24 protein-coding genes and 1 tRNA gene are annotated in these 25230 nt (G+C 51.1%); 14 read left to right on the forward strand and 11 right to left on the reverse strand.

Annotated elements, in window-relative coordinates:
- Nucleotides 1-18 precede the first annotated feature (18 nt).
- Together J0M34_09130 and J0M34_09135 are read left to right on the forward strand one after the other, a co-directional pair.
- On the forward strand, nucleotides 19-1092 hold the full coding sequence (locus J0M34_09130; protein MBN8544412.1) for a Ppx/GppA family phosphatase: 1074 nt from the start codon (nucleotides 19-21) through the stop codon (nucleotides 1090-1092).
- Nucleotides 1093-1174: 82 nt separating this feature from the next.
- Entirely contained in the window at nucleotides 1175-1855 is a 681-nt protein-coding gene (locus J0M34_09135) for an RlmE family RNA methyltransferase (GenBank protein ID MBN8544413.1), read from the forward strand.
- On the opposite strand, the gene J0M34_09140 is transcribed toward J0M34_09135, so the two are convergent.
- A complete protein-coding gene (locus tag J0M34_09140) occupies nucleotides 1852-2127 on the reverse strand; it encodes a hypothetical protein (GenBank protein MBN8544414.1) in 276 nt (91 codons plus the stop codon). The two genes, J0M34_09135 and J0M34_09140, sit on opposite strands and share 4 nt — an antisense overlap.
- Before the next feature lie 125 nt (nucleotides 2128-2252).
- Here J0M34_09140 and guaB point away from each other — a divergent pair, with 125 nt between their 5' ends.
- The 4 genes from guaB to J0M34_09160 are packed head-to-tail and all read left to right on the forward strand — an operon-like array spanning nucleotide 2253 to nucleotide 6769.
- A complete protein-coding gene (gene guaB / locus J0M34_09145) occupies nucleotides 2253-3722 on the forward strand; it encodes an IMP dehydrogenase (protein ID MBN8544415.1) in 1470 nt (489 codons plus the stop codon).
- 2 nt (nucleotides 3723-3724) lie between these two features.
- A complete protein-coding gene (locus J0M34_09150) occupies nucleotides 3725-5044 on the forward strand; it encodes an RsmB/NOP family class I SAM-dependent RNA methyltransferase (protein ID MBN8544416.1) in 1320 nt (439 codons plus the stop codon).
- A 56-nt stretch (nucleotides 5045-5100) separates the two neighbouring features.
- Nucleotides 5101-6285 carry a peptidoglycan DD-metalloendopeptidase family protein gene (locus tag J0M34_09155; GenBank protein MBN8544417.1) on the forward strand — a complete coding sequence of 395 codons (1185 nt, stop codon included), beginning with the start codon at nucleotides 5101-5103 and terminating at the stop codon, nucleotides 6283-6285.
- A complete protein-coding gene (locus J0M34_09160) occupies nucleotides 6266-6769 on the forward strand; it encodes a polymer-forming cytoskeletal protein (protein ID MBN8544418.1) in 504 nt (167 codons plus the stop codon). Before J0M34_09155 ends, J0M34_09160 begins: the two co-directional genes overlap by 20 nt.
- Before the next feature lie 3 nt (nucleotides 6770-6772).
- Here the strand turns inward: J0M34_09160 and msrA are convergent, their stop codons facing one another.
- The 5 genes from msrA to J0M34_09185 form a co-directional block, all read right to left on the reverse strand.
- Nucleotides 6773-7324: a peptide-methionine (S)-S-oxide reductase MsrA gene (gene msrA / locus J0M34_09165; protein ID MBN8544419.1), complete on the reverse strand. Its 552-nt coding sequence runs from the start codon at nucleotides 7322-7324 to the stop codon at nucleotides 6773-6775.
- A gap of 77 nt (nucleotides 7325-7401) precedes the next feature.
- The gene (gene mgtE, locus J0M34_09170) at nucleotides 7402-8805 is read right to left on the reverse strand and encodes a magnesium transporter (protein MBN8544420.1); all 1404 of its coding nucleotides are present in this window, start codon (nucleotides 8803-8805) and stop codon (nucleotides 7402-7404) included.
- Nucleotides 8806-8929: 124 nt separating this feature from the next.
- Nucleotides 8930-9014, reverse strand: a tRNA-Leu gene (locus J0M34_09175).
- A 69-nt stretch (nucleotides 9015-9083) separates the two neighbouring features.
- Nucleotides 9084-9533: a hypothetical protein gene (locus J0M34_09180; protein ID MBN8544421.1), complete on the reverse strand. Its 450-nt coding sequence runs from the start codon at nucleotides 9531-9533 to the stop codon at nucleotides 9084-9086.
- A 50-nt stretch (nucleotides 9534-9583) separates the two neighbouring features.
- Nucleotides 9584-11242 (reverse strand): calcium-binding protein, encoded by a 1659-nt coding sequence (locus tag J0M34_09185; GenBank protein ID MBN8544422.1) that lies wholly within the window; start codon nucleotides 11240-11242, stop codon nucleotides 9584-9586.
- A 152-nt stretch (nucleotides 11243-11394) separates the two neighbouring features.
- Here J0M34_09185 and lipB point away from each other — a divergent pair, with 152 nt between their 5' ends.
- Nucleotides 11395-12027: a lipoyl(octanoyl) transferase LipB gene (gene lipB / locus J0M34_09190; protein ID MBN8544423.1), complete on the forward strand. Its 633-nt coding sequence runs from the start codon at nucleotides 11395-11397 to the stop codon at nucleotides 12025-12027.
- A gap of 1 nt (nucleotide 12028) precedes the next feature.
- On the opposite strand, the gene J0M34_09195 is transcribed toward lipB, so the two are convergent.
- Nucleotides 12029-12313, reverse strand: a complete 285-nt coding sequence (locus tag J0M34_09195) for an acylphosphatase (protein ID MBN8544424.1) — start codon at nucleotides 12311-12313, stop codon at nucleotides 12029-12031.
- A gap of 96 nt (nucleotides 12314-12409) precedes the next feature.
- Between J0M34_09195 and J0M34_09200 the strand changes: the two genes are divergently transcribed.
- The 5 genes from J0M34_09200 (at nucleotide 12410) to J0M34_09220 (ending at nucleotide 18779) form a co-directional block, all read left to right on the forward strand.
- Nucleotides 12410-13681, forward strand: a complete 1272-nt coding sequence (locus J0M34_09200; protein MBN8544425.1) for an aspartate aminotransferase family protein — start codon at nucleotides 12410-12412, stop codon at nucleotides 13679-13681.
- A gap of 2 nt (nucleotides 13682-13683) precedes the next feature.
- Nucleotides 13684-14898: a hydrolase gene (locus J0M34_09205; protein ID MBN8544426.1), complete on the forward strand. Its 1215-nt coding sequence runs from the start codon at nucleotides 13684-13686 to the stop codon at nucleotides 14896-14898.
- Nucleotides 14899-14999: 101 nt separating this feature from the next.
- Nucleotides 15000-16019, forward strand: coding sequence for an arginine N-succinyltransferase (locus J0M34_09210; GenBank protein ID MBN8544427.1), 1020 nt, complete (start codon nucleotides 15000-15002; stop codon nucleotides 16017-16019).
- A gap of 7 nt (nucleotides 16020-16026) precedes the next feature.
- Nucleotides 16027-17481 (forward strand): succinylglutamate-semialdehyde dehydrogenase, encoded by a 1455-nt coding sequence (gene astD, locus J0M34_09215; GenBank protein ID MBN8544428.1) that lies wholly within the window; start codon nucleotides 16027-16029, stop codon nucleotides 17479-17481.
- Complete coding sequence (locus J0M34_09220) at nucleotides 17481-18779, forward strand: N-succinylarginine dihydrolase (GenBank protein MBN8544429.1); 1299 nt, start codon at nucleotides 17481-17483, stop codon at nucleotides 18777-18779. The genes astD and J0M34_09220 overlap by 1 nt, the downstream gene beginning before the upstream one ends.
- Here the strand turns inward: J0M34_09220 and J0M34_09225 are convergent.
- Entirely contained in the window at nucleotides 18776-19564 is a 789-nt protein-coding gene (locus tag J0M34_09225; protein MBN8544430.1) for a prepilin-type N-terminal cleavage/methylation domain-containing protein, read from the reverse strand. The genes J0M34_09220 and J0M34_09225 overlap by 4 nt on opposite strands.
- 135 nt (nucleotides 19565-19699) lie before the next feature.
- Here J0M34_09225 and motA point away from each other — a divergent pair, with 135 nt between their 5' ends.
- Complete coding sequence (gene motA, locus J0M34_09230; protein MBN8544431.1) at nucleotides 19700-20566, forward strand: flagellar motor stator protein MotA; 867 nt, start codon at nucleotides 19700-19702, stop codon at nucleotides 20564-20566.
- A 3-nt stretch (nucleotides 20567-20569) separates the two neighbouring features.
- Nucleotides 20570-21445, forward strand: a complete 876-nt coding sequence (locus J0M34_09235; protein MBN8544432.1) for an OmpA family protein — start codon at nucleotides 20570-20572, stop codon at nucleotides 21443-21445.
- 109 nt (nucleotides 21446-21554) lie between these two features.
- Here J0M34_09235 and J0M34_09240 read toward each other — a convergent pair whose 3' ends face one another.
- The 3 genes from J0M34_09240 to clpA are packed head-to-tail and all read right to left on the reverse strand — an operon-like array spanning nucleotide 21555 to nucleotide 25219.
- Nucleotides 21555-22295: a trypsin-like peptidase domain-containing protein gene (locus tag J0M34_09240; protein ID MBN8544433.1), complete on the reverse strand. Its 741-nt coding sequence runs from the start codon at nucleotides 22293-22295 to the stop codon at nucleotides 21555-21557.
- A 35-nt stretch (nucleotides 22296-22330) separates the two neighbouring features.
- Nucleotides 22331-22840: a hypothetical protein gene (locus J0M34_09245; protein ID MBN8544434.1), complete on the reverse strand. Its 510-nt coding sequence runs from the start codon at nucleotides 22838-22840 to the stop codon at nucleotides 22331-22333.
- A 33-nt stretch (nucleotides 22841-22873) separates the two neighbouring features.
- Entirely contained in the window at nucleotides 22874-25219 is a 2346-nt protein-coding gene (clpA, locus tag J0M34_09250; protein ID MBN8544435.1) for an ATP-dependent Clp protease ATP-binding subunit ClpA, read from the reverse strand.
- Between the last annotated feature and the right edge of the window lie 11 nt (nucleotides 25220-25230).

Raw genomic sequence — 25230 nt, forward strand, 5'->3', positions numbered from 1 at the left:
GCTCTATAACCACCTCCCATGAACGACAAGCCGCTACAGTCCAAGCAATATGCTACCGCCTCGCATGCTAATGAACGCGCCAAGCGCGAGAGCAATGTGGGTGAGGTGTATGCCGCGCTTGATTTGGGCACGAATAATTGCCGCCTGCTGGTTGCAAAGCCTTATTTCCAGCAGCATACGCAGCATAAAACCCTCAAGGTGGTGGACAGCTATTCGCGTATCGTGCGCCTCGGTGAAGGGGTGAGTGAATCGGGTATTTTGTCGGAAGAGGCCATGAAGCGTACCATCAAGGCGCTCGCGACCTGTAAAGTGAAGCTACAAAAATACCCTGTCGCCAAGTCACGCTTTGTGGCGACCGAAGCTTGTCGCCGTGCCAAGAACGCTGAAGAGTTTTTGGGCCGTGTCGAGAAAGAGCTTGGCCTGAAGGTCGATATCATCTCGAACGAAGAAGAGGCGCGACTGGCTTTCCTTGGCTGCTCGTCGCTGCTGCATAAAGATACGCGCTATGCGCTGGCCTTTGATATTGGCGGTGGTTCGACCGAGTTCATGTGGGTGAAGATCGACCCTGAACAACCCATGAGCGCCCATAAGCGCCACCTGATTCAAGACTGGCTGAGCCTTCCTTATGGGGTGATGAACATGTCCGAGCAGTTTGGTGGCCCTGCCTATACCGAAATGTATTTCGAAGAAATCGTTGCCAAAATTTCAGAGTTGCTTGTGCCGATTGAGCGCGAAAATCAAATCGCGTCGCGTATGTGGAAAGAGAATGTGCAGATGCTTTCAACCAGTGGAACGGTAACGACGCTCGCTGCTATTCACCTTGATCTGCCGCACTATGACCGCAGCAAAATCGATGGTATTAAATTGTCGGTTTCCGATATTCGCGGGGCGACGCAGAGCCTGATGCGCATGTCGCATGCAGAACGTGCAGCGCACCCATGTATTGGCGCGGCACGTACCGATTTTATTTTAAGTGGCTGTGCGATTTTCGAGGCGATTGCCCGCACGTTCCCTATCGATAAAATCACGATTGCAGATAGAGGTGTGCGCGAGGGCATTATCGTATCGCTTATGCGCGAGACGCATGCATGAGTAGTCTTTTGTTCGCTCAGGCGGCGCTGGGCCTTTCCTCCTCAATGGAGGTCGAGGCGTCGGTTATTATGTAAGGGAATACATGTCGAAGAAAAAATCATCAGGCAGTTCGCGCAATGTGAATCAGCGCGTGAAGACTGCGAAGGGTCGTAAGACGTCTTCAACATTATGGCTGCATCGCCAGCTCAATGACCCCTATGTGCAGCAAGCGAAGCGTGAAGGGTATCGTTCGCGCGCAGCGTATAAACTCATCGAGATGGACGAGAAATTTAAGCTACTCAGTCCAGGCGACAAGGTCGTGGATTTAGGCTGCGCACCAGGTGGCTGGGCGCAAGTGGCTGTCAAAAAAGTCGGCCCAAAAGGTAAAGTAGTGGGTGTTGACCTGCTGGAAGTAGAGCCCGTTGCAGGGGCGGATTTATTCGTGCTCGATTTTTTGCAGGAAGATGCGCCAGATATTATCAAAGAACGCCTGAATGGGCGCGCGCATCTAGTGATGAGCGATATGGCCGCGAACACTACAGGTCATAGCACGACTGACCATATTCGCATCATCAACCTCTGTGAATTGGCGTATCATTTCGCTACCGAGATTTTAGCCCCTGGCGGTGCGTTTGTGTGTAAAGTGCTCAAAGGTGGTGCGGAAGGCGACCTGCTGAAACAAATGAAAAAAGACTTCGCCGTAGTGAAGCACGCCAAGCCTGCTGCATCGCGTAGTGACTCGGCGGAGAGCTACGTAGTTGCAACGGGATTTCGTAAAGCTTAAGCGCGCTCTGCTTTTGCCTTTGCAGTGGCCGTTTGGGCGCGCCGCTCAAGTTCTTTGGCTAACCACTCATCCATAGAAGGGTCACGAAATGGCCCATGTGCTAAGCGGCTCACTTCAGCTAGTGCTGGGTCGTCATTCCAATCATGTTCTCGTCCATATCGAAGCAGTGAAGCAATCTGTAGGGCCACAGAATCGTCTCTCACCTCTACACCCTTTTCGCCCTCTAGGTCTTCGATTTCCTGCCTAATTCTGTCTCTCTCATCGTCCGTCATCGTACTGTCTCTCAAAATGAAGCGCGCAGATTAACCTAGATATGAGAGGCGATGTATGACAATTTCTTGACAATCGCTGCCCGTCATGTGATGAAGCGCTGCAACCCGAACCCATGGAAGTTGTTATGGTTGCCAATGAAACCCCCGCTTTTCCTCTAGCCCTAACCTTTGACGACGTGCTGCTGAAGCCCGCCGCCTCGGAACTATTGCCCCACCAGGCTGATACGCGCACACGCCTCACGCGCGATATTGAGCTTGGCATACCGCTTATGTCCTCAGCGATGGATACGGTAACGGAATCATCCTTGGCGATTGCCATGGCGCAGCATGGTGGCATTGGCTGCATTCATAAAAATATGACTATCGAGGAACAGGCCAATCAAGTCCGTACGGTGAAGAAATTCGAATCAGGCATGGTGATTAACCCTGTCACCATCGGGCCTGAAGCCACACTGGCAGCCGCATATCAATTGATGGATGCGCATCGTATTTCTGGTATTCCGGTTACGAAATCGGATGGAACGTTGGTGGGTATTCTCACGAACCGTGATGTGCGTTTTGCCTCTGACCCGTCCCAAAAAGTCGCAGAGTTGATGACGGAAAAACTCATCACCGTGAAAGAGGGAATCTCGCGCGAGGATGCGAAGAAGCTATTGCACCAGCACCGCATTGAAAAGCTGTTGGTCGTTGACGATAAGCATCGCTGCATCGGCCTTATTACGGTGAAGGATATTGAAAAAGCGCAAAGCCACCCGCTTGCTGCCAAAGATGGACGCGGTCGTTTGCGCGTAGCGGCAGCCGTTGGTACTGGCGTAGACGGATTGGCGCGGGCGCGTGCGCTGGTCGATGCGGAAGTGGACGTGGTGGTGGTAGACACAGCACATGGTCATTCCAAAGGCGTGATTGATGCGGTGAGGGAAATTAGCGGCTGGGGCGTTGCAGTAATTGCAGGCAATATCGCAACAGGCGAGGCAGCAGAAGCGCTCATTAAAGCGGGTGCACATGCAGTGAAAGTGGGCATTGGGCCTGGCTCTATCTGCACGACGCGTATTGTTGCAGGTGTTGGTGTTCCCCAACTCAGCGCGATTTTAGATGTGGTGAAAGTCACGCGTAAAAAAGATATTCCGCTCATTGCTGACGGAGGTATCAAATTCTCGGGCGATTTGGCGAAAGCCATTGCCGCGGGTGCATCCTGCGCTATGATTGGTTCGCTCTTTGCTGGCACGGAAGAAAGTCCCGGTGAAGTGGTACTATTCCAAGGCCGTTCTTATAAAACCTATCGCGGTATGGGTAGTGTTGGCGCCATGGCGCGCGGCTCGGCGGATCGTTATTTCCAGCAGGAAGTGGCAGACCAACTCAAGCTGGTGCCAGAGGGTGTCGAAGGCCGTGTGCCGTTTAAGGGTGCTGTGTCAGGCGTGATTCACCAGCTCGTTGGTGGCCTCAAGGCGGCTATGGGTTATACTGGTAACGGAACGATTTTGGACATGCAGAAGAACGCGCAGTTTGTGCGCATGACAGGGGCAGGTCTCAAAGAATCCCACGCGCATGATATTCAAATCACCCGCGAGTCGCCGAATTATCGCGTAGAAAGCTAGGCATGAAACCATCTGCGCGCATTCAAGCGGCGATCGAGCTGCTCGAAAACCTTCAGAACGTATGGGAAACCAAGCGTCACGCGCCGATGGATGCGCTGATGAATGATTATTTCAAAGCGCGGCGCTACATCGGCTCGAAAGACCGTGGGTCGATTGCCGAGCTGGTCTATTTCGTATTGCGTAATGGTGGCGCGCTTGAATGGCATGTCGAGAAGACGGGCAGGGCAGCTAACCCGCGCCGTGTGGTGATTGCCGCGCTCTATATTGGGCAAGGTTTATCCGCCGATGAAGTGGCTGAATTATTTAGTGAAGAGAAATACGCACCCAGCGCGCTGACCGATGCAGAGTTAGGCATGCTGGATCGCCTAGAAAACGCGACACTGGATGATGATAAGATGCCAGTACCTGCACGGTATAATTTTCCTGATTGGATGATTGGCCGTCTCAAAGAGAGCTTTGGTGAGGATTTGCCCGAAGCGATGGAAGCGCTCAACGCGCAAGCGCCCGTTGATTTGCGCATGAATAGCCTGAAATGCCCGAGCGTGAATGCGTTGATTCACGAGCTCGACAAGGCTGGGCATCTCGCCACCCCCACGCCGCACTCGCCGATTGGTGTGCGTCTTACCAAGCGTATTGCGGCCTTTAATACACAAGTATTCCAAGACGGCTGGTTCGAGATGCAAGACGAAGGCAGCCAGATTGTCGCGCAGTTGGTAGAAGCGCAGCCTGGCGATAAGGTGATTGATTTTTGTGCAGGTGCGGGTGGTAAAACCTTGGCGATTGCCGCGACCATGAAAAACAAAGGGCGTATCCTTGCGTGGGACACTTCGGAAACGCGCCTCAAACAAATGCCTAAGCGCTTAGCGCGTGCGGGTGTCAGCAATGTGCAGACGCATACGATTAGTGATGAGACTGACCAGTTCATCAAACGCCATAAAGCCTCAGCCGATTGGGTGATGGTCGATGCCCCGTGCTCTGGCTCGGGCACATGGCGGCGTAACCCCGACCTCAAATGGCGTTTTACCGCCGATGATTTGAACGAGGTAAAGCGCGTACAGGCCAATATTCTCAAAAGCGCGGCACGCCTCGTTAAACCCGCAGGAAAGCTGGTGTATGTCACCTGCTCGGTCTTTCAGGATGAGAATATTAACCAGATAAACCAATTTCTTGGGGAGCATCCGACATTTCGGGTTGCCCCACTTCCCAAAATATGGAATAAGCTCTCGACCACGCTGGCAGACGGGTCTTCCGTTTTGCAGCTAAGCCCGCACAAAGACGGGACGGACGGCTTTTTCGCAGCCGTACTGACCAACCAAGCATAGGCTTTATTGGAAGCGACCAATAAGCCCATTCTATTGGAAAACAAAGGGATTACGTAATGGCAAGTCATGGCGCAAAGACAGTAGTGGGAAGATGGTTCCGTGCCGCGTTTGGCCGCATGTTCTGCAAGCGCAGCATCATTATTATTTCCGATCACAAGACCCAGCATTTACCATTTAGCGTTTCGTTCCAATTCGTTACCTTGGTTTTGGTATTAGGCTTTGTGACGTGGGGCTCCTATTCGACGGGTAGCTACATGGCGGCCCAGCAAGTACTAAAAGAGAAAGACAAAAAGATCGCCTTCACGCAGCTAGAGAATGAGCGCGTAGGTGCCGAGTTCGCCCTGTTGAAGCGCGATCTGACCAAGCTCGCTAAAGAAGGCGAGAAGGGCAAGTTGGGTGATTATGCGCAAATGGTTGCCGAGCAATATTCGGATGAAGTCAACCCTGCGGATGAAATTAAAAACGAAGCCTCGAACGTTGATTATAACGCGGTGTTCCAGCGTATTGAGTTCCTCGAAGAGCGCATGAAAGAAATGCAGCAAACGCATGAGCAAATGCTGGCGGATATTCGTTCGACCACGGGTGGCAAAATCAAAGATATCGAAAATATCATCGCCATGGTGGGCATGGATAAGCAAAAACTGGTCAATCAGGCTGAGGCGCAGCGCAAACGCGAGGAAGCCCGTAAAGAGAAATATGGCCGTATTGAGAATGGTCGCGGCGGCCCTTACCAGCCACCCAAGATTTCGATGCTCAAAGAAAAAGACACTGAACTCTATTTTGATCTCAAGCGCCTGATGGTGCTGAATGACATTATTGAGTCGATGCCATTGGCAAAACCTATCACTACTACGTATCGTTTAACCAGTGGCTTTGGTACGCGGGTTGATCCATTCCGTGGCCATTTGGCCTTTCATAGCGGTATGGATTTAGCAGCGCCTTACGGCACGAAAGTGATTGCCACAACCGATGGTCGGATTGGGTTTACCGGCTGGCGCGGTGCGTATGGTCAAATGATTGATGTCGAGCATGGCTTTGGTTTCTCAAGCCGCTATGGACATTTGAGCAAGATTCTCGTGCAAAAAGGTCAGTTCGTGAAAAAGGGCCAAGTGATTGGTATCCAAGGTTCAACGGGCCGCTCGACAGGCCAGCACGTACATTACGAAGTGCGATATAATAACAAGCCACTCAATCCTAAAAACTTTTTGAAAGCAGGCGAAAATGTTCGGTCGGTCAACTAACACCCCTAAAGCTCCCTCGACGCCAAGCGCGAATACACCACGCAAAACGTCGGTGCCACCTTCGGTGATTTCATCGGACATGTACGTGCTGGGCAATATCATCAGTTCAGATGGTCTGCTCGACATTGATGGCAAGATCGATGGCAACGTACGCTGCAAGGTTGCAACCGTGCGCCCTAATGGTCGCGTGAAGGGTGACGTGGTGGCGGAGTTAGTCCATGTCTATGGTGAAATTGAAGGTCTGGTAAAAGCCAAGTCGGTGATTCTGTATTCATCGGCACGCGTGCAGGGCACGATCATGCATGAATCACTCTCGATTGAAGATGGTGCATTCGTTGACGGTAAATTCAAGCGCACGGATAAAGTAACGATGGATACCGAGCTTTCAAAATCGCTCGATAGCACCGTGTTTGTGAATGATAACGACGAGCCAGTGACTGCTGAAGAGCTCAAGGTTCTTGAGAATCTGCGCCTGATCAGCTAGGGACTACTTTTCCCACAGTTTCTTGATTTTCTCTTCACGCCCGCTACCTGTTTTGTAGGCGTTATAGTGCAGCTTGTTTTTCTTATAATATTCCTGATGGTAATCTTCTGCAGGGTAGAATGGTGCGGCAGGAAGAATTTTGGTCGCAATCGGTTTGCCGATCGCTTTTGCTGTTTTCTCTAGCGATGCGTGCGCGATTTTTTCTTGCGCGGCATCCGCTATAAAAATCGCGGTTTGATAACTTTGCCCACGGTCATAGAACTGGCCGCCTGCATCGGTGGGATCGATATTCTGCCAGAAGATATCCAGAATCTGCGCGTACGAAATCACTGCGGGGTCATAGACCACTTCAATCGCTTCATAATGACCAGATTTCTTGCTCGTGACATCATCATAGGTTGGGTTTTCAATATGACCACCCGTGTAGCCCACGGTGGTTTTCACTACACCTTCTGCATTATCAAATGGGGGCTCGATACACCAAAAACACCCCGCCGCAAAAATCGCAGTTTCGGTTTTGGTGGCCGCCGACGTAGTGGTGCTGAGCAGTGACATAATCAATACCGTAAATACATAACGCATGTTGTGCCTTCTGAGTGTTACTTAGGGATTCGTAGGCGGCAGTACAATGGTTACAATAAAATGAGTGTTGCTAGCCCCAAGAAGCTTAAAAAACCAACGCAGTCCGTCACTGTCGTGAGGAAGATGCTGGAAGAAATCGCTGGGTCAATGCCGCGATGATTCAGTGTGATGGGGATGAGCGCACCAAAGAGCCCTGCCATCATCATGGTGCCGATGGCGGCAAGCAGCAATACGGCAGCGAACATCACGTCATGGAACCAGAGGTAGGCGCCGAGCGCCATAATCAGCCCTAAGGCAACGCCATTGAGCAGACCAATGAACATTTCTTTGCGGATATGGCTCCACTGATTGGCGTCGGTCAGGGACTTGGTAGCGATGGCGCGAACGGCAACCGTGACCGCCTGCGTACCTGTATTGCCGCCCATGGATGCAACAATCGGCATGACGACAGCGAGCGCGACGATTTTCTCGATCGAGTCTTCGAATTGGCCGATGACCATCGAGGCAAGCAAAGCGGTCAACAGGTTCACAAACAGCCAGCCAAAACGCGCTTTCACCGTATCCATCAAACGGGATTGGAAATCCTGCGTGCTCACACCCCCTGCGGCGAGGTAATCTTCGTCGCCTTCTTCTTGAATCACGTCGACGACGTCATCGACGGTGATGGTGCCGATCAGCGTGCCATCGGCATTCACCACGGGTGCTTCGACCAGCGCATATTTACGGAACATGTGGGCGATTTCTTCCTGGTCGGTCGTGCCTTCTACGGCGTAAACGTCCGTCATGATGCTATCGATCCCTACATCGCGCTTGTGGTGCAGCATGGTGCCCAGCATCAGCCTGCCAATCGGTTTGAAGGCTGCATCGACTACGTAAATCACATAAAAATTATTAGGTAGACCATCATGCGCTCGCAGATAGTCGATTGTTTCGCCTACGGTCCAATCTTTTGGCACAGCGACGAGCGCCTTGCGCATCATACGACCAGCCGATTCTTCAGGGTAGTTTAGGCTTTCCTCAAGCTCTTCACGCACATCCTCGGGCATGACCTCGAGAATTTCCTGCTGCTCTTCGGGGGTTAGATCCTCAAGAATATGTACGGCGTCGTCGGTTTCCATCTCGGCGATCACTTCTGCCGATTTGGTAGCACCGAGGGTTTCCATGACGTCTTCTACGACTTCAGGCGATAGCTCGGCCAATACTTCTGAATCGAACTCTGCCGCTAATGTCTCGGTCAGCCAACGGCGCTGTTCTGGCGAGAGCTGCTCAAAGAGCTCGGCCTGATCTTGCGCAAGTAGGGGAGCAACGAGTTCGTGAGCGAGACTGGTATCTTCGCGATCAATCGCAAGGATGACTTCGGCAACGAATTCGGGGGCAAGGGTAAACCCTAACTCAGGGTCGAGAACAAACTGCTCGCTGGCGGCGCTATCGGATTGCTGTTCTTTATCCGCCATGTTGAGCCTCAATCTAACGCAGTGCGTACGACGATAGGTTTGTCCTTGAAGTTTATAGCCTATGGTCAGGCAGTGATGCCGCACCAATACCATTCTTAAAACGCCCCGAAAGGCGCTTAAAGAATGGTGCGATCAAGAAGACTCGAACTTCCACGGGTCACCCCGCTACCACCTCAAGGTAGTGCGTCTACCAATTCCGCCATGATCGCACACTGGTAGTGTAGAGGGCGGGGCATAGCAAATGACGCGAGTGGGCGCAACAGTTAAAGCGAAGAAATTTAATAGCGCCCATGATAGGTTTCAGATTCGGTAAATCGCGTGGCGAGCGCGTCAAACGCTGCCTGACTAGGCAGGATGAGCTTAAAACCACTGACAGCAGTCCAATAAAGCTGAGAGCCATCACCAAACTTGACGCTTGAGATAGCAACGTCCCTAGTTTCAGTTACTGCTTTTCCTATCTCGTCTACGTGCTGTACGCTGGTGGGTGCGCCCAGTGCTTCAGTTAGAATGTCGATCACGCCCATATATTTTGGAGCGCTCACGCCGCTTGTGGTCAGGATAATTCCGTCCCCATGCTCACGGGTTACAACAAACGGACTACGCCCTTTCGGTGCGCCACTGGGTCGGTAGGTGCCTGCAGCTTGGTTAGTAGCCAAAACGGGCTTAGATGCGCGCAGTAATGCACGTATAAACTCTTTGGAGCCTTCCTGTGATGCAGACGTGTTCATATGCCGCCAACTATAGCGTTACTTCGTTACTAAGCGGTAAATAAAATCGCTTAAGCGAACTGAATCGTCGCAAATTGTTCAAGCGTGACACCCACCAGCGTAATGGTGCTGGTATAGCCGCCCTGCGTTGCCAAGGTAATCAGGGTCGAGTTAATGCCATTATAGAGGGTGGCAGATGTCGAGCTGATGGCAGCGCTGTTGAACAAGATTTGCTCGAAGCCCGCCAGACCTGCGTTGGTATCGAAATAGAGACCGATACCCAGCCTGTCTTGCGCTAGGTTGAAGTCAGTGATGACATGTGCATCGCTCGCGTTGGTAGAGCCGTTGCCTGTTGCGTTGAACACGTAGCTGAACTGGAAGGTGTCGGCATCGCCGCCGCCGCTAATAAGGCTATTGGTAGATTCTAGCGTGCGGTTCGCAAAACCATCAATGTAGGTGTTAATGAGGTCGTTACCTGCACCACCTTGGATGGTGTTGTTGCCCGTGCCGCCCCAAATAGTGTCGTTGCCATCTTCACCAAGAATGACATCGCTACCCGTGCCGCCAACGATACTATCGAAACCTGCACCGCCAGAGATGGAGTCATCGCCGCTTCCACCTTGGATGGTGTCATTGCCGTTTCCGCCGCTAATCGTGTCGAGCCCAATGTCAGCGTCGATATAGTCATCACCTTCGCCACCATTGATTTCGTCGTTGCCAGCGTTACCGAGGATGAAGTCGTTGCCATTTTCACCAAGGATGCTGTCGTTACCAGCTTCACCTGCGATGGTATCATTGCCCTCGCCGCCACGAATGTTGTCGTTACCTGCGCCGCCGTAAATACGGTCAACGCCGTTATCACCAGTGACGAGGTCGTCACCGTCGCCGCCTGCTAGGAAGTCGTCACCTTCACCACCGCGAACAGTGTCATTACCAACGTCGCCACCGATAGTATCATTGCCATTATCGCCAACGAGCAGGTCATTGCCAGTCCAGCCGAAGATGAGGTCTTCACCGTCGCCACCACTGGCGGTATCGTCGCCTTCATCGCCGTAGATAGAATCAAGGCCCGTATCACCAAAGAGTTGGTCGTTGCCTGTTTCGCCTGAGAGAATATCGTTACCGTCATTGCCGCCGACGGTATCGTCGCCAAGGCCTGCATAGAGGCTGTCATTGCCAGCGCCGCCAATGAGCGAATCGTTTTGGTGCCAGCCAATCAAGATGTCTGCGCCTTCACCACCATCGAGATGGTCTGTACCTTCACCACCTTCAATATAGTCATTACCTTGGTCACCTGTGATGGAATCGTTCTCGGTGCCGCCATAAATGCTGTCATTCTCGGTGCCGCCATAAATCGTATCATTGCCAGCATCGCCCGTAATGAAGTCGTTACCAGCATCACCTGCGATCAAATCGGCGCCTGTCCAACCATAAAGCGTGTCATTGCCTGTCCAGCCGTAAATGGTGTCGTCGCCTTCGTCGCCGGAAATACGGTCGTTGCCCTCGTCACCCGCGAGAGAGTCATTGCCCGTCCAGCCATAAATCGTGTCATTACCAAGCCCGCCAAAAGCGGTATCGTTGCCTGCATCTGCAGCAATAAGGTCATCACCTGCATTACCCGCGATCGAGTCATTGCCACCTAGTGCGTAAATGATATCTTGGTTAAGCGGGTTATTATCGCCGAACAGGGTGTCGTTAATTTCGGTGCCGACTTGGGTAATGATTGTCATGGCAGGGAATCCTTTTAGGGTGAGGTGTAATGCGGCGGCACTATACGGTGATGCGTGCCTTTCCGCAACAAAAATTAACCATTTATTAACAATTTGCGTTTTGAGGGGTCATGGGGATTGCGCCAGCGTTTTGAGTTGCTAAGCATAAGGGGATGGAATGGAAAATCTCACATCAGGCTGTTGCCTACCCCGACGCCATGCAGGAAATGGAGCGCCGCGTTCAGCAGGTGCAACGTGGCGATAAGGAGGAGCTGGTTTGGCTGCTCGAACACCCACCCCTTTACACGGCGGGCACGAGTGCAAAGTCCAAAGATTTGCTCCAAGGGGCCAAGGGAGCGTTCCCCGTTTACGAGACGGGAAGGGGTGGCCAATACACGTATCATGGCCCTGGGCAGCGTATTGCCTACATGGTCATGGATCTCAATAAACGAAATCCTGATCTTAGGGCCTATGTAAAAGATTTAGAAAAACTCATTATAGACTGCCTAAAGCATTTTGATATAAATGGATTTACTAGAGACGATAGAATCGGTGTCTGGGTGAAAAATGGTGCGTCAGAGGCGAAGATCGCGGCACTAGGTGTCAGGGTCCAGAAATGGGTCACCAGCCATGGGGTGGCGATCAATGTAGCGCCTGATTTATCACATTATTCTGGTATTGTGCCGTGTGGAATTTCGACCTTTGGCGTGACGTCTATGAAGGCGTTAGGCGTCGATGTGTCGATGGAAGAGGTCGATGCAGCGCTTCAGCGCTCCTTCGAGGACATATTTAGAGCGAGCATCTAAATTAAGCGGTTTCTAACCTATTGAAACCCTGCTGTATCTTTTCATGGTAGGCATTTATGGTCACTGCGTCCACACGCGCGGCGAGTGGTCCTTTGTGTAACTCGCCTAGCATTTCATCCACAGTTTGTTGCGAGCCCGAAACGACTATCTCGACCGTCCCGTCGCGGCGATTGCGTACCCAGCCATCGACACCGAGGCGCTTAGCAACCCCGACCGTGAATGCACGAAAGCCGACGCCGTGAACACGACCGGAAATGATAAGATGCACACAATGCGTGTTTTTCATCAGGGTGCTATAACACATAGTGTAAAAAATTCTAGCGGCGCGCTAGAATAGTTTGTAGTGAAACACCAATACCAACAATCAACGTTGCAGTAACTTATGACCCTTCCCCCCAATACGCATAATCTTGGCGCGCTCTCTGCTGAGCTCGTTAAAAAAGGCCAGACCTATTACACCGCTAACTATAAGCCGCGCGAGATGATTCTCGATCGTGGCAAGGGTTCGCGCATCTGGGATTTGGATGGTAACGAGTATATTGATTTTGGTGCTGGGATTGCTGTGTGTTCGCTAGGCCATCAGGACCCTGACTTACTCAAAGCGCTCGACGAACAATCGCGCAAACTTTGGCACACAAGTAACGTGTTCTTTACGGAGCCACCCATTCGTTTGGCAGAAAAATTGGTGCAGCTTTCAGGCTGGGGCAAGCGTGTTTATCTGTGTAATTCGGGCGCGGAGGCAAATGAAGCGGCTATTAAATTGGTGCGCAAATACGCTGCCGATAAGGGGCGTGCGCCTGATCACCGCGAGATTATCAGCTTCACGGGGTCTTTCCATGGCCGCACGTTGGCGGCCGTTACTGCAACGGCTCAGCCCAAATATCAGCAAGGATTCGAGCCGCTTCCGCCAGGCTTTGTCTATTGCGATCCATTCAACGACGAAGCGGCGATTGAGAAGCTGGTTACCGAAAAAACCTGCGCCATTTTTGTGGAGCCCGTGCAAGGTGAAGGCGGCATTATTCCTGCGAAGCCAGGCTTCTTGAAGCATCTGCGCGCGCTGTGCGATAAAGTGGGTGCGCTGCTGGTAATGGATGAGATTCAGGCGGGGATTTTCCGCACAGGGCGCTTCCTCGCTTGTGACGAAGACGGCGTAATACCTGATATCGTGACTTGGGCGAAGGCGCTGGGCTGTGGTATGCCCATAGGCGCGATGCTGGTGGGCGAAAAAGCGGCGGAGACGTTCCAGTTCGGCGCGCATGGCTCGACCTATGGTGGCAACCCCGTGATGTCGGCGGTATCGCTGGCGGCGATTACCAAATTATCCACAAAGGAAATTGCTGATAACGTTAAAGAAAAATCTGCCATGATTCGCGAGGCTTTGGCGTCGCTCAACGCCGAATTAGACATGTTCAGCGATGTGCGTGGCCGTGGATTGATGATAGGTGCTGAGCTGAAGGCGCCCTATGCAGGCAATAGCAATCCGATTGCTGATGCCGTGCGTAAAGCGGGTGCATTAGTGCTGGTTGCTGGCCCCAATGTACTGCGTTTTGTACCGCCACTGAACATCACGACGGAAGAAGTAAAAGAAGGAATGTTGCGGATGCGGAACGGACTTCTGGATTATAAAAGCAGTCTCGTAAGCAAGGCTTCCTAGAGATGGATAGTCAGATCCAAACCCAGCTTGATTGGATCGATTCACAGCAACAGCACATGGTATTTCTTACCGAGAGCTGGTCGAAGATAAATTCGGGTAGCTATAATGTGAGCGGCCTGCGGGCGATGCGCGCGGCCCTTGCCGATAATTTTTTGTGGCTAGGCGGCGAGCAGGAAGTGCTGCCGTGCGGGCCGATGATGCGCATCGATGCGCAGGGGAATGAGGCGCAAGTTGAGCTTGCGGAATGTCTAAGTATTCGTAAGCGGCCAGATGCGCCGATTCAGATATTATTGGTTGGGCATATGGACACGGTTTATGGCCCTGAGCACCCGTTCCAGACACCACGATTTTTATCAGAGAATGTGTTGAATGGTCCTGGCGTTGCAGACTTAAAGGGTGGGTTGGTGGTGATGCTCAAGGCGCTTGAGGCCCTCGAAAAACATCCAGATGCCGAGCGTATTGGCTGGCAGGTGCTGCTCAATCCTGATGAGGAAATCGGCTCGATTGGCTCGGACGGGCTGCTGAAATCAGCCGCTCACGGCAAGCATGTAGGGCTGATCTATGAGCCTTGCATGGCTGATGGCTCGCTCGCTGGAGAGCGCAAGGGAAGTGGTAATTTTAGTATCGTTGTGCGCGGTCGTGCTGCGCATGCGGGGCGTAATCCTGAAGACGGGCGCAATGCCATTGTCGCTGCCGCCGCGTTGACGCAGGCGATTTTCGGGCTGAATGGAGCACGCGATGGCGTGACATGTAACCCAGCGCGCATGGATGGTGGTGGCGCATTGAATGTCGTGCCTGATTTGGCAATCCTGCATTACAATGTGCGCACGAAATCCAGCGAAGATGAGGCATGGGTGAGTGAGGCGGTGAAGGAAATCTGTCTGGATATTGAAGAGCAGTTTGAGGTGCGGGTTGTGCCGCATGGCTTCTTCACACGTAGCCCCAAGCCGATGAGTCCTGAAAATCAGAAGATCTTCGATTTAGTGCAGCAATGTGGGCGTGATCTTGGCATGACCATTGGCATCAAGCCTTCGGGCGGGTGTTGCGATGGTAATAATTTATGGAAGCATGGTTTAGCCAATGTCGATACGCTTGGTGTGCGGGGTGAGCATATTCACTCAGCCCAAGAAATCGTGCACTTAGACAGCTTGGCGGAGCGTGCAAAGCTGTCGGCGCTTCTAATGATGAAGCTGGCAAGTGGTGCGTTGACGCTTTAGTGTGTTGTGCCAGCAATTAGGCAGTAAGAAGTGCTCCATAGCGCTAGTAGATGCCAGCTTGGGCTGGTGCATATGTTTGTAATCCTTTAGAAAGAAGTTCTATGTTTCTTCGCCCCGCCACCATGAATGACCACGACGCTGTATTGGCTCTCGCCAAGCAAGCTGGATTCGGTATGACGAGCCTTCCGCCTGATGCAGAAGTGCTTCGCGAAAAAATAGAAACATCAGTGGCTAGCTTTGCGAATAACTCTAAGAAGAAGGGGCAGGAGAGTTTCTTCTTCGTGCTCGAAGACCCCGATAAGAATGGGCATATTGCGGGCACGTGCGGTATCAAATCCCATATCGGTCTCACGCAGCCATTTTATAGCTATAAGCTGACCACCATTACGCAAGTATCCACGCAGCTTGATATTTTTTCTAAGCATACGATTCTGCAAGTGACCAATGATTTGACGGGTTCCACTGAAGTGGGCGCGCTGTTTTTGCAGCCTGAATATCGCCGTGATCGCATCGGGAAAATGCTGTCATTGGCGCGCTTTATGTTCATCGCGGCGCATAAGCAATATTTCTCCGAGCAAGTCATTGCCGAGATGCGCGGCGTGCATGATAGCGAAGGGCAAGCGCCGTTTTATAACGCTTTGCCGCAGCATTTCTTTAATCTGCCGTTTACTGAGGCTGACTATATTAACGCAACGCAAGGCAATCAGTTCATCAATGACCTTGTACCGAAGTATCCCATTTATATGAGCCTGCTGCCGAAAGAGGCGCAGCATGTGATTGGTCGTGTGAATGCAGCGAGTGAACCTGCGAAGGTGATGCTTGAGAAACAAGGCTTCAAACACACAGGATACGTGGATATTTTCGATGGCGGACCGACTTTGATAGTCGAGCGTGATCAGATCAAAACTGTGCGTGAATCACGCGTCGAGCGTGTGTCAGAAGTAAAAGAGCTGCCTGAAGGTACGCAAAAATACATGCTGACCAATGACAAGTTCGAAACATTTCGCGCATCGATCGGTCGAGCTGTTGAAGCGGGGGATGGAACGCTCCATATTACTCCGAGAGTTGCTTCGCGTGCCAATGTGAATGTCGGTGACATGGTACGCTACATTACTATTTGAGGTTACTATGCAGTATATCAATGGCTTATGGGTTGACTCGGGCAGTCACCGCTTCATTTCTATGAATCCTGCGACGGGTGAAACCTTGTGGAATGGGCATGCGGCTGGCGAGAAGGAAGTTGCGCAGGCTGTTTCGGCCGCAAAGGCAGCATTTCCTGCGTGGAGCGCGAAATCGTACGAAGAACGCTACGCGATTGTGGATAAGTTTAAGTCATTGATTGAAGGCAGGAAAGATGAGTTGGCGGTGCTAATCTCTCAGGAGACGGGAAAAGTGCTCTGGGATAGTAAAAGTGAGGTCGCTGCCGTGCTTGCCAAATTGACGTACGCCAGCGAAGCATATCAGGCGCGGACAGGCGAAAAAACCAATCAATCTCAAGTGGGTAGGGCAGTTGTCCGCCATCGCCCGCATGGGGTAATGGCGGTCTATGGGCCATATAATTTTCCAGCACACTTGCCTAACGGGCATATTCAGCCAGCACTTTTAGCTGGAAATACAATAGTTTATAAGCCTTCCGAGCTTACACCCATGGTGGCAGAGTGGTGTGTGAAGCGTTGGGAGGAGGCGGGGCTGCCAAAAGGTGTCCTGAATCTCGTTCAGGGTGAAAAGGAGACAGGAATCGCATTAGCAAAAGAGAATATTGACGGGTTGTTATTCACGGGATCCTCCGCAACTGGCAAAAAGTTGCATGAGCAGTTCGCTGGTCGCCCAGAAGTTGTACTTGCTTTGGAGATGGGGGGAAATAACCCTCTTATTATATATCAGGTTGAAGATCTCAAGGCGGCGGTCCATGAAACATTATTATCTTCTTATATAGGCGCTGGTCAGAGGTGTACATGTGCAAGAAGGCTTATAGTTATAGAATGGGAAAAAGCAGAGGATTTTGTAGAGCTATTAGTCCAGTCTGCGAAACAGCTTAAAATTGGCGCCTATACGGATACGCCAGAGCCATTTATGGGGCCATTGATATCCAACAAGGAGGCAGAAAGAATTATATCTGCACAGGATACACTTGAGAAATTAGGCGGTAAACTATTGCTTAGAGGCAAAAAGTTGAAAGAAAATATGCCTTTTCTATCCCCTTCTGTAATTGATGTTACTAATGTCAAAGATCTGCCAGATGAGGAATATTTTGGGCCTATTTTGCAGATAATTCGAGTTTCGAATATAGAAGAGGCTATAAAATTGGCTAATAATACTAAATATGGCCTCAGTGCCTCGATTTTTAGTGATGATATTAGCGTATTTGACCGTATAGCTCCACAAATCAGAGCTGGTTTGGTCAATTTCAACCGACAAACGACTGGTGCGAGTGGCGCGGGGCCATTCGGAGGGATAGGTTTGTCTGGGAATCATCGCCCAGCAGGATACTATTCAGCCGACTACTGTGCCTACCCAGTAGCATCTGTTGAGCTCGATAAATTAGCATTGCCGAATGTGTTGCCACCAGGGATGATATTATAATGTCTGCATATGAGTGGCAGTTTGATGGTTTGGTCGGACCCACGCATAATTACTCCGGGTTGTCTTATGGCAATGTTGCTTCAACTAAAAACGCGAATAATCCTTCAAACCCTAGACTGGCTGCGCTTCAGGGGCTGGAGAAGATGTGGTTTGTAACGTCTCTTGGCATAAATCAGGCTTTTTTTCCTCCCCAGCCGCGGCCTGTACTCTCAGTTCTTCGCAGTTTAGGTTTTTCTGGCAATGATATCCACATGCTGGAAACTGCCGCCAAGCAGGCGCCTGATCTACTTGCTTCTGTCTACTCGTCGGCATTTATGTGGGCGGCGAATGCCGCTACTATAGCGCCTTCTAGCGATTGTGCGGACGGAAAACTGCACTTTACACCTGCGAATTTAATTTCTAATTTTCATCGCAAAATTGAATCTTCATTTACCTACAAAACGCTTCGCAAAATTTTTGGAAATGAGCGTTTTTTCACCGTACATGAGCCACTACCTGATGCCACTCGCTTCAGCGATGAGGGGGCCGCCAATCATATGAGGGTGGCGGGTGCGCATGGCAGCGAAGGGCTTCATGTCTATGTGTATGGAATATCAGAAGATTCTTCCATTAGACCCGAGAAATTTCCTGCGCGCCAGAATAGGCAGGCGTTTGAGGCGATTGCGCGCCAGCAAACCGTGAAGCACGCGCTGCATATTCAGCAACACCCGCATGTGATTGATCAGGGGGTGTTCCACAACGATGTGATCGCAATGAATACGACGCGCCTAATGATTGCACATGAAAAGGCCTTTGTAACACCACTTAAACAACAGATTCGCCTCCCCGATTTTCAGTATGTTGAAATCACCGATGATATGCTTACCGTACCAGAGTGTGTTGCGACGTATTTTTTCAATTCGCAGCTGCTTGAATTACCATCGGGCGAGATGGTTATTGTTGCACCTAAAGAGTGCGAAGAACATGCGCGAGCACATGCCGTTTTTGCTGCACTTGAAAGTGGTAATAAATTGATTTCGAATGTGCATTATATCGATGTGCGCGAATCGATGCGAAACGGCGGTGGTCCTGCGTGTCTGCGTCTTCGTGTGGTGATGACGGAAGAGGAATCACAAGCAATGCATCAGGGAATTATTCTGACCGAAGAGCGCTATAAAATGCTGCGGCAATGGGTGCAGCAATTTTATCGCGATAGACTCTCGTTTGATGATCTGCGTGACCCAAAACTCATCACCGAAGTGGAAGATGCGTTGACGGCGCTTTCACGCATCATCGAGATGCCCGATTTATACGTTTAGAATGGGTCCATTAATAATGCGGTGCAGGTTACATCTGTACGGCTTAGTGCATAATTGGCATTCAAATCAGCTGTAGTTGCTGCAGTGGTGCAATCTGAAATCACGTAAGTGTCTTCATTGGTGCGGACACGAAACTTACCGACAGCAGGCCGCCCGTCATCCATTTTGCTGTCGATATTCCAAGCTTCTTCGGGTTTAAAAACGGTCACACGATTGCCTGCACTAGCATGCAGACCGCCAAATTGGAATAATTGCCCTGTCCCCGTTCTATCAAATATAGAGGCATGGCCAGATAGGCTAGAATAGGTGCCGACACTCCAATAAGACTGGCCAAACTTGGATTTTGGTGCGTTTGTCGCAACAACATGACCCGATGCCGCGCCACCAGAAAGACCAGAGTACGTTCCCTCTACTAAGCCTGCCAATGCAAGCTGACGCCAATATTGGAATGCTTCGGTGGATTGGTTGGCAGCGCTACCATCAAACGTTGCATCGCCATCACCATCGCAGCTTCCAGCGCTATTAACAGCAGCACTGGAATTAGTGATGCAATCGGCGGTGTTGGTCATGCGTTGCCAGAATCTCGTGGCGCTGTTGAAGTCGCCTGGGATTGCGAAGTACTTATCACGGAAGGTTTGAGTGGCGGCGACATAGCGTTGATATTCGGTGCTTACCGCGCGCAGTTCAGAGGCGCGGATGAGCGATTGGCCAGCCAAGATACCGCCTGTCAGAAGGCCAAGAATCACAAGGACAATAGAGAGTTCGACAAGAGAAAAACCACGCATGATTTGACTATAATTGCTACGTGCTCCCAATGCAACAGGTGGCGACAATATAAAGCAAAAGCAGAAGTTTGATTTGGCGATGGGGTGTAAACGCGATACACTCCGCACGATTCACTGAAGTGAGTATACGCGTCCATGCTTCCAATTATCGGTATCGTCATCATCCTTGTCTGCGTGTTTGGTACCTATATTGCCGTGGGCGGCAATATGGAAATCGTGATGCACGCCTTGCCGCATGAGGCGGCCACTATTTTGGGTTCCGCTATCGGCGCTTTTATCATCGCGAATAAAACAGAAGTGGTGAAGGCATCGCTCAAGGGTGTGAAGAAAGTTTTCGGTAAGCCAAAATGGACCGACCAAGATTATAAAGATCTACTTTCGCTGTTATTTGCGATCCTCAAAACCGTGCGTTCCAAGGGTATGATTGCGCTTGAGCAGCATATCGAGAACCCTGAGCAATCCGCTATTTTTAATCAATACCCCAAAATTATGCACGACCATTTCGCGCTCGATTTTATCTGCGACACGCTGCGCATGATGACCATGAACTTTGAAGACCCGCACCAAGTAGAAGATATGATGGAGAAGTTGCTGGAGAAGCATCACCATGAAGTGCATGCACCTGCAGCAGCCGTGCAAACGATGGCGGACGGTATTCCTGCACTCGGTATTGTGGCGGCGGTACTTGGTGTTATCAAAACCATGGGCAGCATCAATGCGCCCGTAGAAATCCTTGGTGCGATGATTGGTGGCGCGCTGGTGGGAACCTTCCTCGGTGTATTCGTTGCGTATTGTTTTGTGGGTCCGTTTGCATCGAAAATGGGCGCCATTAGCGATACGGAGCATTATTTCTACATGGTGATTAAGGCGGTATTGGTAAGCCATTTACACGGCAACGCACCGCAAATTTCTGTTGAGATTGGCCGCACCAATATCCCAACCAAATACCAGCCTACCTTCAAGGCAATTGAAGAACATCTCTCTACTATCTCAGTGGCGTAGGCCATGGCAAAAGACGAAGAGAAGCGCCCGATTATCATCAAGAAGATTAAGAAGGGTGGCCATGGGCACCATGGTGGCGCATGGAAAGTGGCCTATGCCGATTTCGTGACCGCGATGATGGCATTCTTCCTGTTGTTGTGGTTGCTGTCGTCCAGTTCCAAAGCAACGTTGGATGGCATCTCTGAATACTTCACACCAACGATGGGTGTGAAAGATCAAATGGGGATTGGCTTTAAGGGCGGCTCTACGGTTAGTGTGGTAGATGGTATCCGCAGCAATGATTCTGCGCCGCCTAATCTGGTAACGGGTGCAACTCCAACAGGCGTGGTGCCTGATGAGCCGAAGCCTGCCGTTGATGATGCGCAAGCAGAGGCAGCGTTATTTGAACAGGCGCAATCGAGTGTCGAGAAAGCGATGCAAGATACCGCGCAATATGCAGAGAATGTCTTCACGGTGATGACACCTGATGGTCTGCGTATTGATATTGTTGATTCCGATAAGCACCCAATGTTTGTGCCTGGCACTTCAGACATTACCCCTGAAGGGCAAGCGATTTTGGCGCGCATGCTGCCCATCATCAAGAAAATGCCGAACTACATGACCATTACGGGGCATACGGATGCATCGCCGCTTGATAATAAAAATCCCAATTACACCAACTGGGAACTTTCGGCAGATCGTGCGAATTCGGCGCGCCGTTATCTGCTAAGCCAAGGCATGGAATTTGAGCGTGCGAAGCAAGTGCTTGGTATGGCTGATCGTGAGCCGCTCGATGAAGAAGATCCGCGCAATCCAAAGAATCGACGTATTGCGATTTTGATGCTCAAGGGGTCGCACTTGGCGCTGCCTGGGAATTTCTTCCCCAACGAAGCGCAGTAGGTTTTAATGCTTCGGACATCGTCATGCTGACTAGTCCTGCGCGCCGCTTTGCGGGCTCATGGCTGACTCGATTCTACTGAATCTCGAATAACGGGATTAAAAACTATCGCTATTTAATACTCGTGATGCAGCGCACATTGACGGTGAAGTTACGTGCCATGTCACTTACCCGCGTATCGGCATATTGCACCAAACCGCTAGCGGATTCGTAGTAACGTACGGTGTTGCGATCAAGAAAGTTTTTGAGCTGTGAGAGCGGTATCGCGACATCTGCGGTGTTATGGCGTCCTGCGGGCAAATCATAACGGCCATCTGTGTCGACCAAGAGCTTGCCAGTGACAATTCCAATGACATTTCCAGTATTATCTAAAAGCGCGCCACCGCTATTGCCTTGCTCGGCAACGGGCGCAATTTGCACCCATTGGCGATAACCTTCTAGGCCACTGAAAGCAACGATGTGGGAGGTATTATAGCGCAACTCTCCTTGCGCTTGCTTCGGATAACCTAGAATCGAAACTTTATCGCCTATACGAAGGCTTTCGAGGTTCCAACGCAGGGGCGCCACCATAGGTGAGGGGCGTGGGATTTTTAGAATCGCTATGTCTTTTTCTGTATCCTGCGCCACCAAGGTTGCTGGGCTATTTACAGCACCTGTGACATCAATCGACAGGCAGTTCTCAACGACGTGTCGGTTGGTGACAATATGCCCATCTTTGCTGACAAAGAAGCCGGTGCCCGAATTATAGGAAACCCATCTTTGCTGCGCGATTGTTGCAGAAGAAAATGAAGTAAATGCTGCAGCAATAGCAACGACTATGATGCGTTTACAAACATTATGTTGGAATGCCATGCAGGTATAATGACAGCGAATGTAAGAAAGCCAAATTAAATCTGTCGTGACTCTCTCTTAACTTGAAGCATTTCTTGCTCCAAGCGTCCAGCGATAGCCATTAAATGATTATGGTCTTCTGGGCGCACCATAATATGCAGAATGTATCTACCCTGCATATTCTCAGCAGCTAAATCATCCGCCACATGCGTACAAAGAATGGCGGCGCTATTAATATCTACGCCCATGAGATCTAATAATCCTCCAAGTGGCGCCTCAATATTCTCTCTAATGTAAGGCGTTACTTTGCTTGGGTCATTTGGCAGTCCTTCACTATCCGCAATGACGAGAGACAGACAGGGAATTTCGCTATAATCTCTGATGCCCTTGAAGAGAGAAGATGCTTTTTCGGGGCTATATTTGCGCAACATGTCTGGGGGCATTACCGTGTGCAATTGATGGCTGCTTTGAAACGCTATCATTTCACCAGTATGTGATAAATTATCAAATCTTACCGAGTTGATTCTACCGGCAACATCGTTCAGTTGCACATCAATAGGCGTCATGGAAGTGCGAGGTGTTCTACCAGTCCAAGCCATCTAGCTTACCAGCTCGCCATCGTCCTCTTCAGCTTTCTTTGCAGCTTTCTTTGCTGCACCGAACGTGAAGGTAACTTCATCGTCCTTGATGCCGATTTTCACCGAACCACCTTTAGACAGCTTGCCGAAGAGCACTTCGTTGGCCAGTGGCTTCTTGATTTTATCGGCAATCAAGCGACCCAGTGGGCGCGCGCCCATGGACTTATCGTAGCCTTTTTCCGCCAACCAGTCGGTCGCAGCTTCCGTAAGCGAGATGGTGATGTTGCGTTCTGAAAGTTGTGATTCCAGACTGTAAATAAACTTGCTCACTACGTGCTTCACCACGTCTTTATTCAGGTGGTCGAAGCCGATAATCGCATCCAAGCGGTTGCGGAATTCGGGAGTGAATAGACGGCTTACCGTGCTCTTCACTTCTTCGTCACCACGTGTGCTGGCACCAAAGCCAATCGCATTACGCGCCGCGTCCGATGCGCCAGCGTTACTAGTCATGATGATGATGGTGTTGCGGAAGTTCACGACCTTGCCGTTCTGGTCGGTCAGGCGACCATAATCCATCACTTGCAGCAGGATATTGAATACATCGGGGTGGGCTTTCTCGATCTCGTCGAGCAGCACCACGGAGTAGGGGGTTTTATCGACCGCGTCGGTCAACTGGCCGCCTTGTTCGTAACCCACATAACCTGGAGGGGCACCGATGAGCGCGCTCACCGAATGTTTCTCCATATACTCGGACATATCAAAGCGCACGAGCTCCATGCCCAGCGTTTTAGCAAGCTGGTTGGCCACTTCGGTTTTGCCCACACCCGTTGGGCCGGTAAATAAGTACGCACCCATTGGTTTGGTTTCTTCACGCAGACCCGCACGTGCCATTTTCACGGCAGCCGACACTTCGTCGATTGCACGGTCTTGGCCGAATACGGTCAGTTTTAGATTCTTCTCGAGATTCTTGAGTGCCTCGGCATCGTCCATCGTGACGGTCTTGGATGGCATACGCGCCATTTTCGAAATCACGTCTTCGATCTCTTTTACGGTGATGGTTTTCTTGCGTTTGTTCGCAGGCAGCAACATTTGTGCGGCACCTGCTTCGTCGATCACGTCGATGGCCTTATCGGGCAATTTACGGTCATGAATGTAACGTTGTGAAAGCTCCACCGCTGCTTCGATTGCTGCAGGCAGGAAGCGCACATTATGGTGCTCTTCGTAATAGGGTTTCAGGCCGCGAAGGATTTTGATGCTGTCTTCAACGGTAGGTTCCATCACATCGATTTTCTGGAAGCGACGCGCGAGGGCACGGTCTTTCTCGATGGTCTGGTTGTATTCTTTGAAGGTGGTTGAACCCACGCATTTCAAGCTGCCGCGCGCAAGGGCGGGCTTGAGCAGGTTGCACGCATCAAGCGCGCCACCCGAGGTCGAACCTGCGCCGATGATGGTATGAATCTCATCGATGAACAGGATCGCACCGGGTAGCTTCTCAATCGATTTAATCACGGCTTTCATGCGCTCTTCGAAGTCGCCGCGGTAACGTGTACCCGCGAGCAGCGAACCCATATCGAGCGAGAAGATAACGGCGTTTTTAAGCACGGCAGGTACTTCGCCACGCGTAATGCGCAGGGCGAGGCCTTCGGCAATTGCGGTCTTACCCACGCCTGCTTCACCCACGAGTAGCGGGTTGTTCTTGGTGCGGCGGCAGAGAATCTGCACGGTGCGCTCAATCTCTTTTTCGCGACCGATGAGAATATCGGTTTTACCCGACTGCGCCTTTTTATTGAGGTTCTGGCAGTACAAGGTGAGGGGGTCTTTCGACTCTTCTTCCTTGGCTTGTTTTTGGCTGTAACGAATCGAGCCGTCATCCATCTCTTCTTCTTGATGCTCGTTCTGCGATGATTGATTCGTCGCAATCTGGCGCAGGTCACCATATTTCACGATGCCATGCGAAATGTAGTTCACCACATCAAGGCGGTTCACTTCCTGTTCCTGCAGGAAGAACACGGCGTGTGATTCGCGTTCCGAGAACATGGCAACGAGTACGTTCGCACCATTCACTTCATGTTTGCCAGCCGATTGTACATGGATGGCAGCACGGTGCACTACGCGCTGGAAACCAGCGGTTGGGCGTGCTTCATCGACATGGTCAACGACCAGCGACGCTAAGTCTTGTTCAACGAATTCAAGCAAAGCCGAGCGCAGACCATCAAGGTTTACGCCCACGCCGCGTAATACGGGCATAGCGTCTGCGTCTTCGGTGAGCGCGAGCAGCAAGTGCTCAAGCGTTGCATATTCATGGCGGTGGTGCTTAGCCAGTGCGAGGGCTTTGTGCAGAGTGGTTTCTAAGTTCTTCGACAACATACGTGTTGTAC

Source organism: Alphaproteobacteria bacterium, assembly GCA_017302575.1.
GTDB lineage: Bacteria > Pseudomonadota > Alphaproteobacteria > Rickettsiales > UBA3002 > JAFLDD01.

Excerpts from the sequence above, each read along its gene's own strand:
- J0M34_09130 (MBN8544412.1), top strand. The coding sequence starts at position 19 with ATGAACGACAAGCCGCTACAGTCCAAGCAATATGCTACCGCCTCGCAT.
- J0M34_09135 (MBN8544413.1), top strand. The coding sequence starts at position 1,175 with ATGTCGAAGAAAAAATCATCAGGCAGTTCGCGCAATGTGAATCAGCGC.
- J0M34_09140 (MBN8544414.1), bottom strand. The coding sequence starts at position 2,127 with ATGACGGACGATGAGAGAGACAGAATTAGGCAGGAAATCGAAGACCTA.
- guaB (MBN8544415.1), top strand. The coding sequence starts at position 2,253 with ATGGTTGCCAATGAAACCCCCGCTTTTCCTCTAGCCCTAACCTTTGAC.
- J0M34_09150 (MBN8544416.1), top strand. The coding sequence starts at position 3,725 with ATGAAACCATCTGCGCGCATTCAAGCGGCGATCGAGCTGCTCGAAAAC.
- J0M34_09155 (MBN8544417.1), top strand. The coding sequence starts at position 5,101 with ATGGCAAGTCATGGCGCAAAGACAGTAGTGGGAAGATGGTTCCGTGCC.
- J0M34_09160 (MBN8544418.1), top strand. The coding sequence starts at position 6,266 with ATGTTCGGTCGGTCAACTAACACCCCTAAAGCTCCCTCGACGCCAAGC.
- msrA (MBN8544419.1), bottom strand. The coding sequence starts at position 7,324 with ATGTCACTGCTCAGCACCACTACGTCGGCGGCCACCAAAACCGAAACT.
- mgtE (MBN8544420.1), bottom strand. The coding sequence starts at position 8,805 with ATGGCGGATAAAGAACAGCAATCCGATAGCGCCGCCAGCGAGCAGTTT.
- J0M34_09180 (MBN8544421.1), bottom strand. The coding sequence starts at position 9,533 with ATGAACACGTCTGCATCACAGGAAGGCTCCAAAGAGTTTATACGTGCA.
- J0M34_09185 (MBN8544422.1), bottom strand. The coding sequence starts at position 11,242 with ATGACAATCATTACCCAAGTCGGCACCGAAATTAACGACACCCTGTTC.
- lipB (MBN8544423.1), top strand. The coding sequence starts at position 11,395 with ATGGAATGGAAAATCTCACATCAGGCTGTTGCCTACCCCGACGCCATG.
- J0M34_09195 (MBN8544424.1), bottom strand. The coding sequence starts at position 12,313 with ATGAAAAACACGCATTGTGTGCATCTTATCATTTCCGGTCGTGTTCAC.
- J0M34_09200 (MBN8544425.1), top strand. The coding sequence starts at position 12,410 with ATGACCCTTCCCCCCAATACGCATAATCTTGGCGCGCTCTCTGCTGAG.
- J0M34_09205 (MBN8544426.1), top strand. The coding sequence starts at position 13,684 with ATGGATAGTCAGATCCAAACCCAGCTTGATTGGATCGATTCACAGCAA.
- J0M34_09210 (MBN8544427.1), top strand. The coding sequence starts at position 15,000 with ATGTTTCTTCGCCCCGCCACCATGAATGACCACGACGCTGTATTGGCT.
- astD (MBN8544428.1), top strand. The coding sequence starts at position 16,027 with ATGCAGTATATCAATGGCTTATGGGTTGACTCGGGCAGTCACCGCTTC.
- J0M34_09220 (MBN8544429.1), top strand. The coding sequence starts at position 17,481 with ATGTCTGCATATGAGTGGCAGTTTGATGGTTTGGTCGGACCCACGCAT.
- J0M34_09225 (MBN8544430.1), bottom strand. The coding sequence starts at position 19,564 with ATGCGTGGTTTTTCTCTTGTCGAACTCTCTATTGTCCTTGTGATTCTT.
- motA (MBN8544431.1), top strand. The coding sequence starts at position 19,700 with ATGCTTCCAATTATCGGTATCGTCATCATCCTTGTCTGCGTGTTTGGT.
- J0M34_09235 (MBN8544432.1), top strand. The coding sequence starts at position 20,570 with ATGGCAAAAGACGAAGAGAAGCGCCCGATTATCATCAAGAAGATTAAG.
- J0M34_09240 (MBN8544433.1), bottom strand. The coding sequence starts at position 22,295 with ATGGCATTCCAACATAATGTTTGTAAACGCATCATAGTCGTTGCTATT.
- J0M34_09245 (MBN8544434.1), bottom strand. The coding sequence starts at position 22,840 with ATGACGCCTATTGATGTGCAACTGAACGATGTTGCCGGTAGAATCAAC.
- clpA (MBN8544435.1), bottom strand. The coding sequence starts at position 25,219 with ATGTTGTCGAAGAACTTAGAAACCACTCTGCACAAAGCCCTCGCACTG.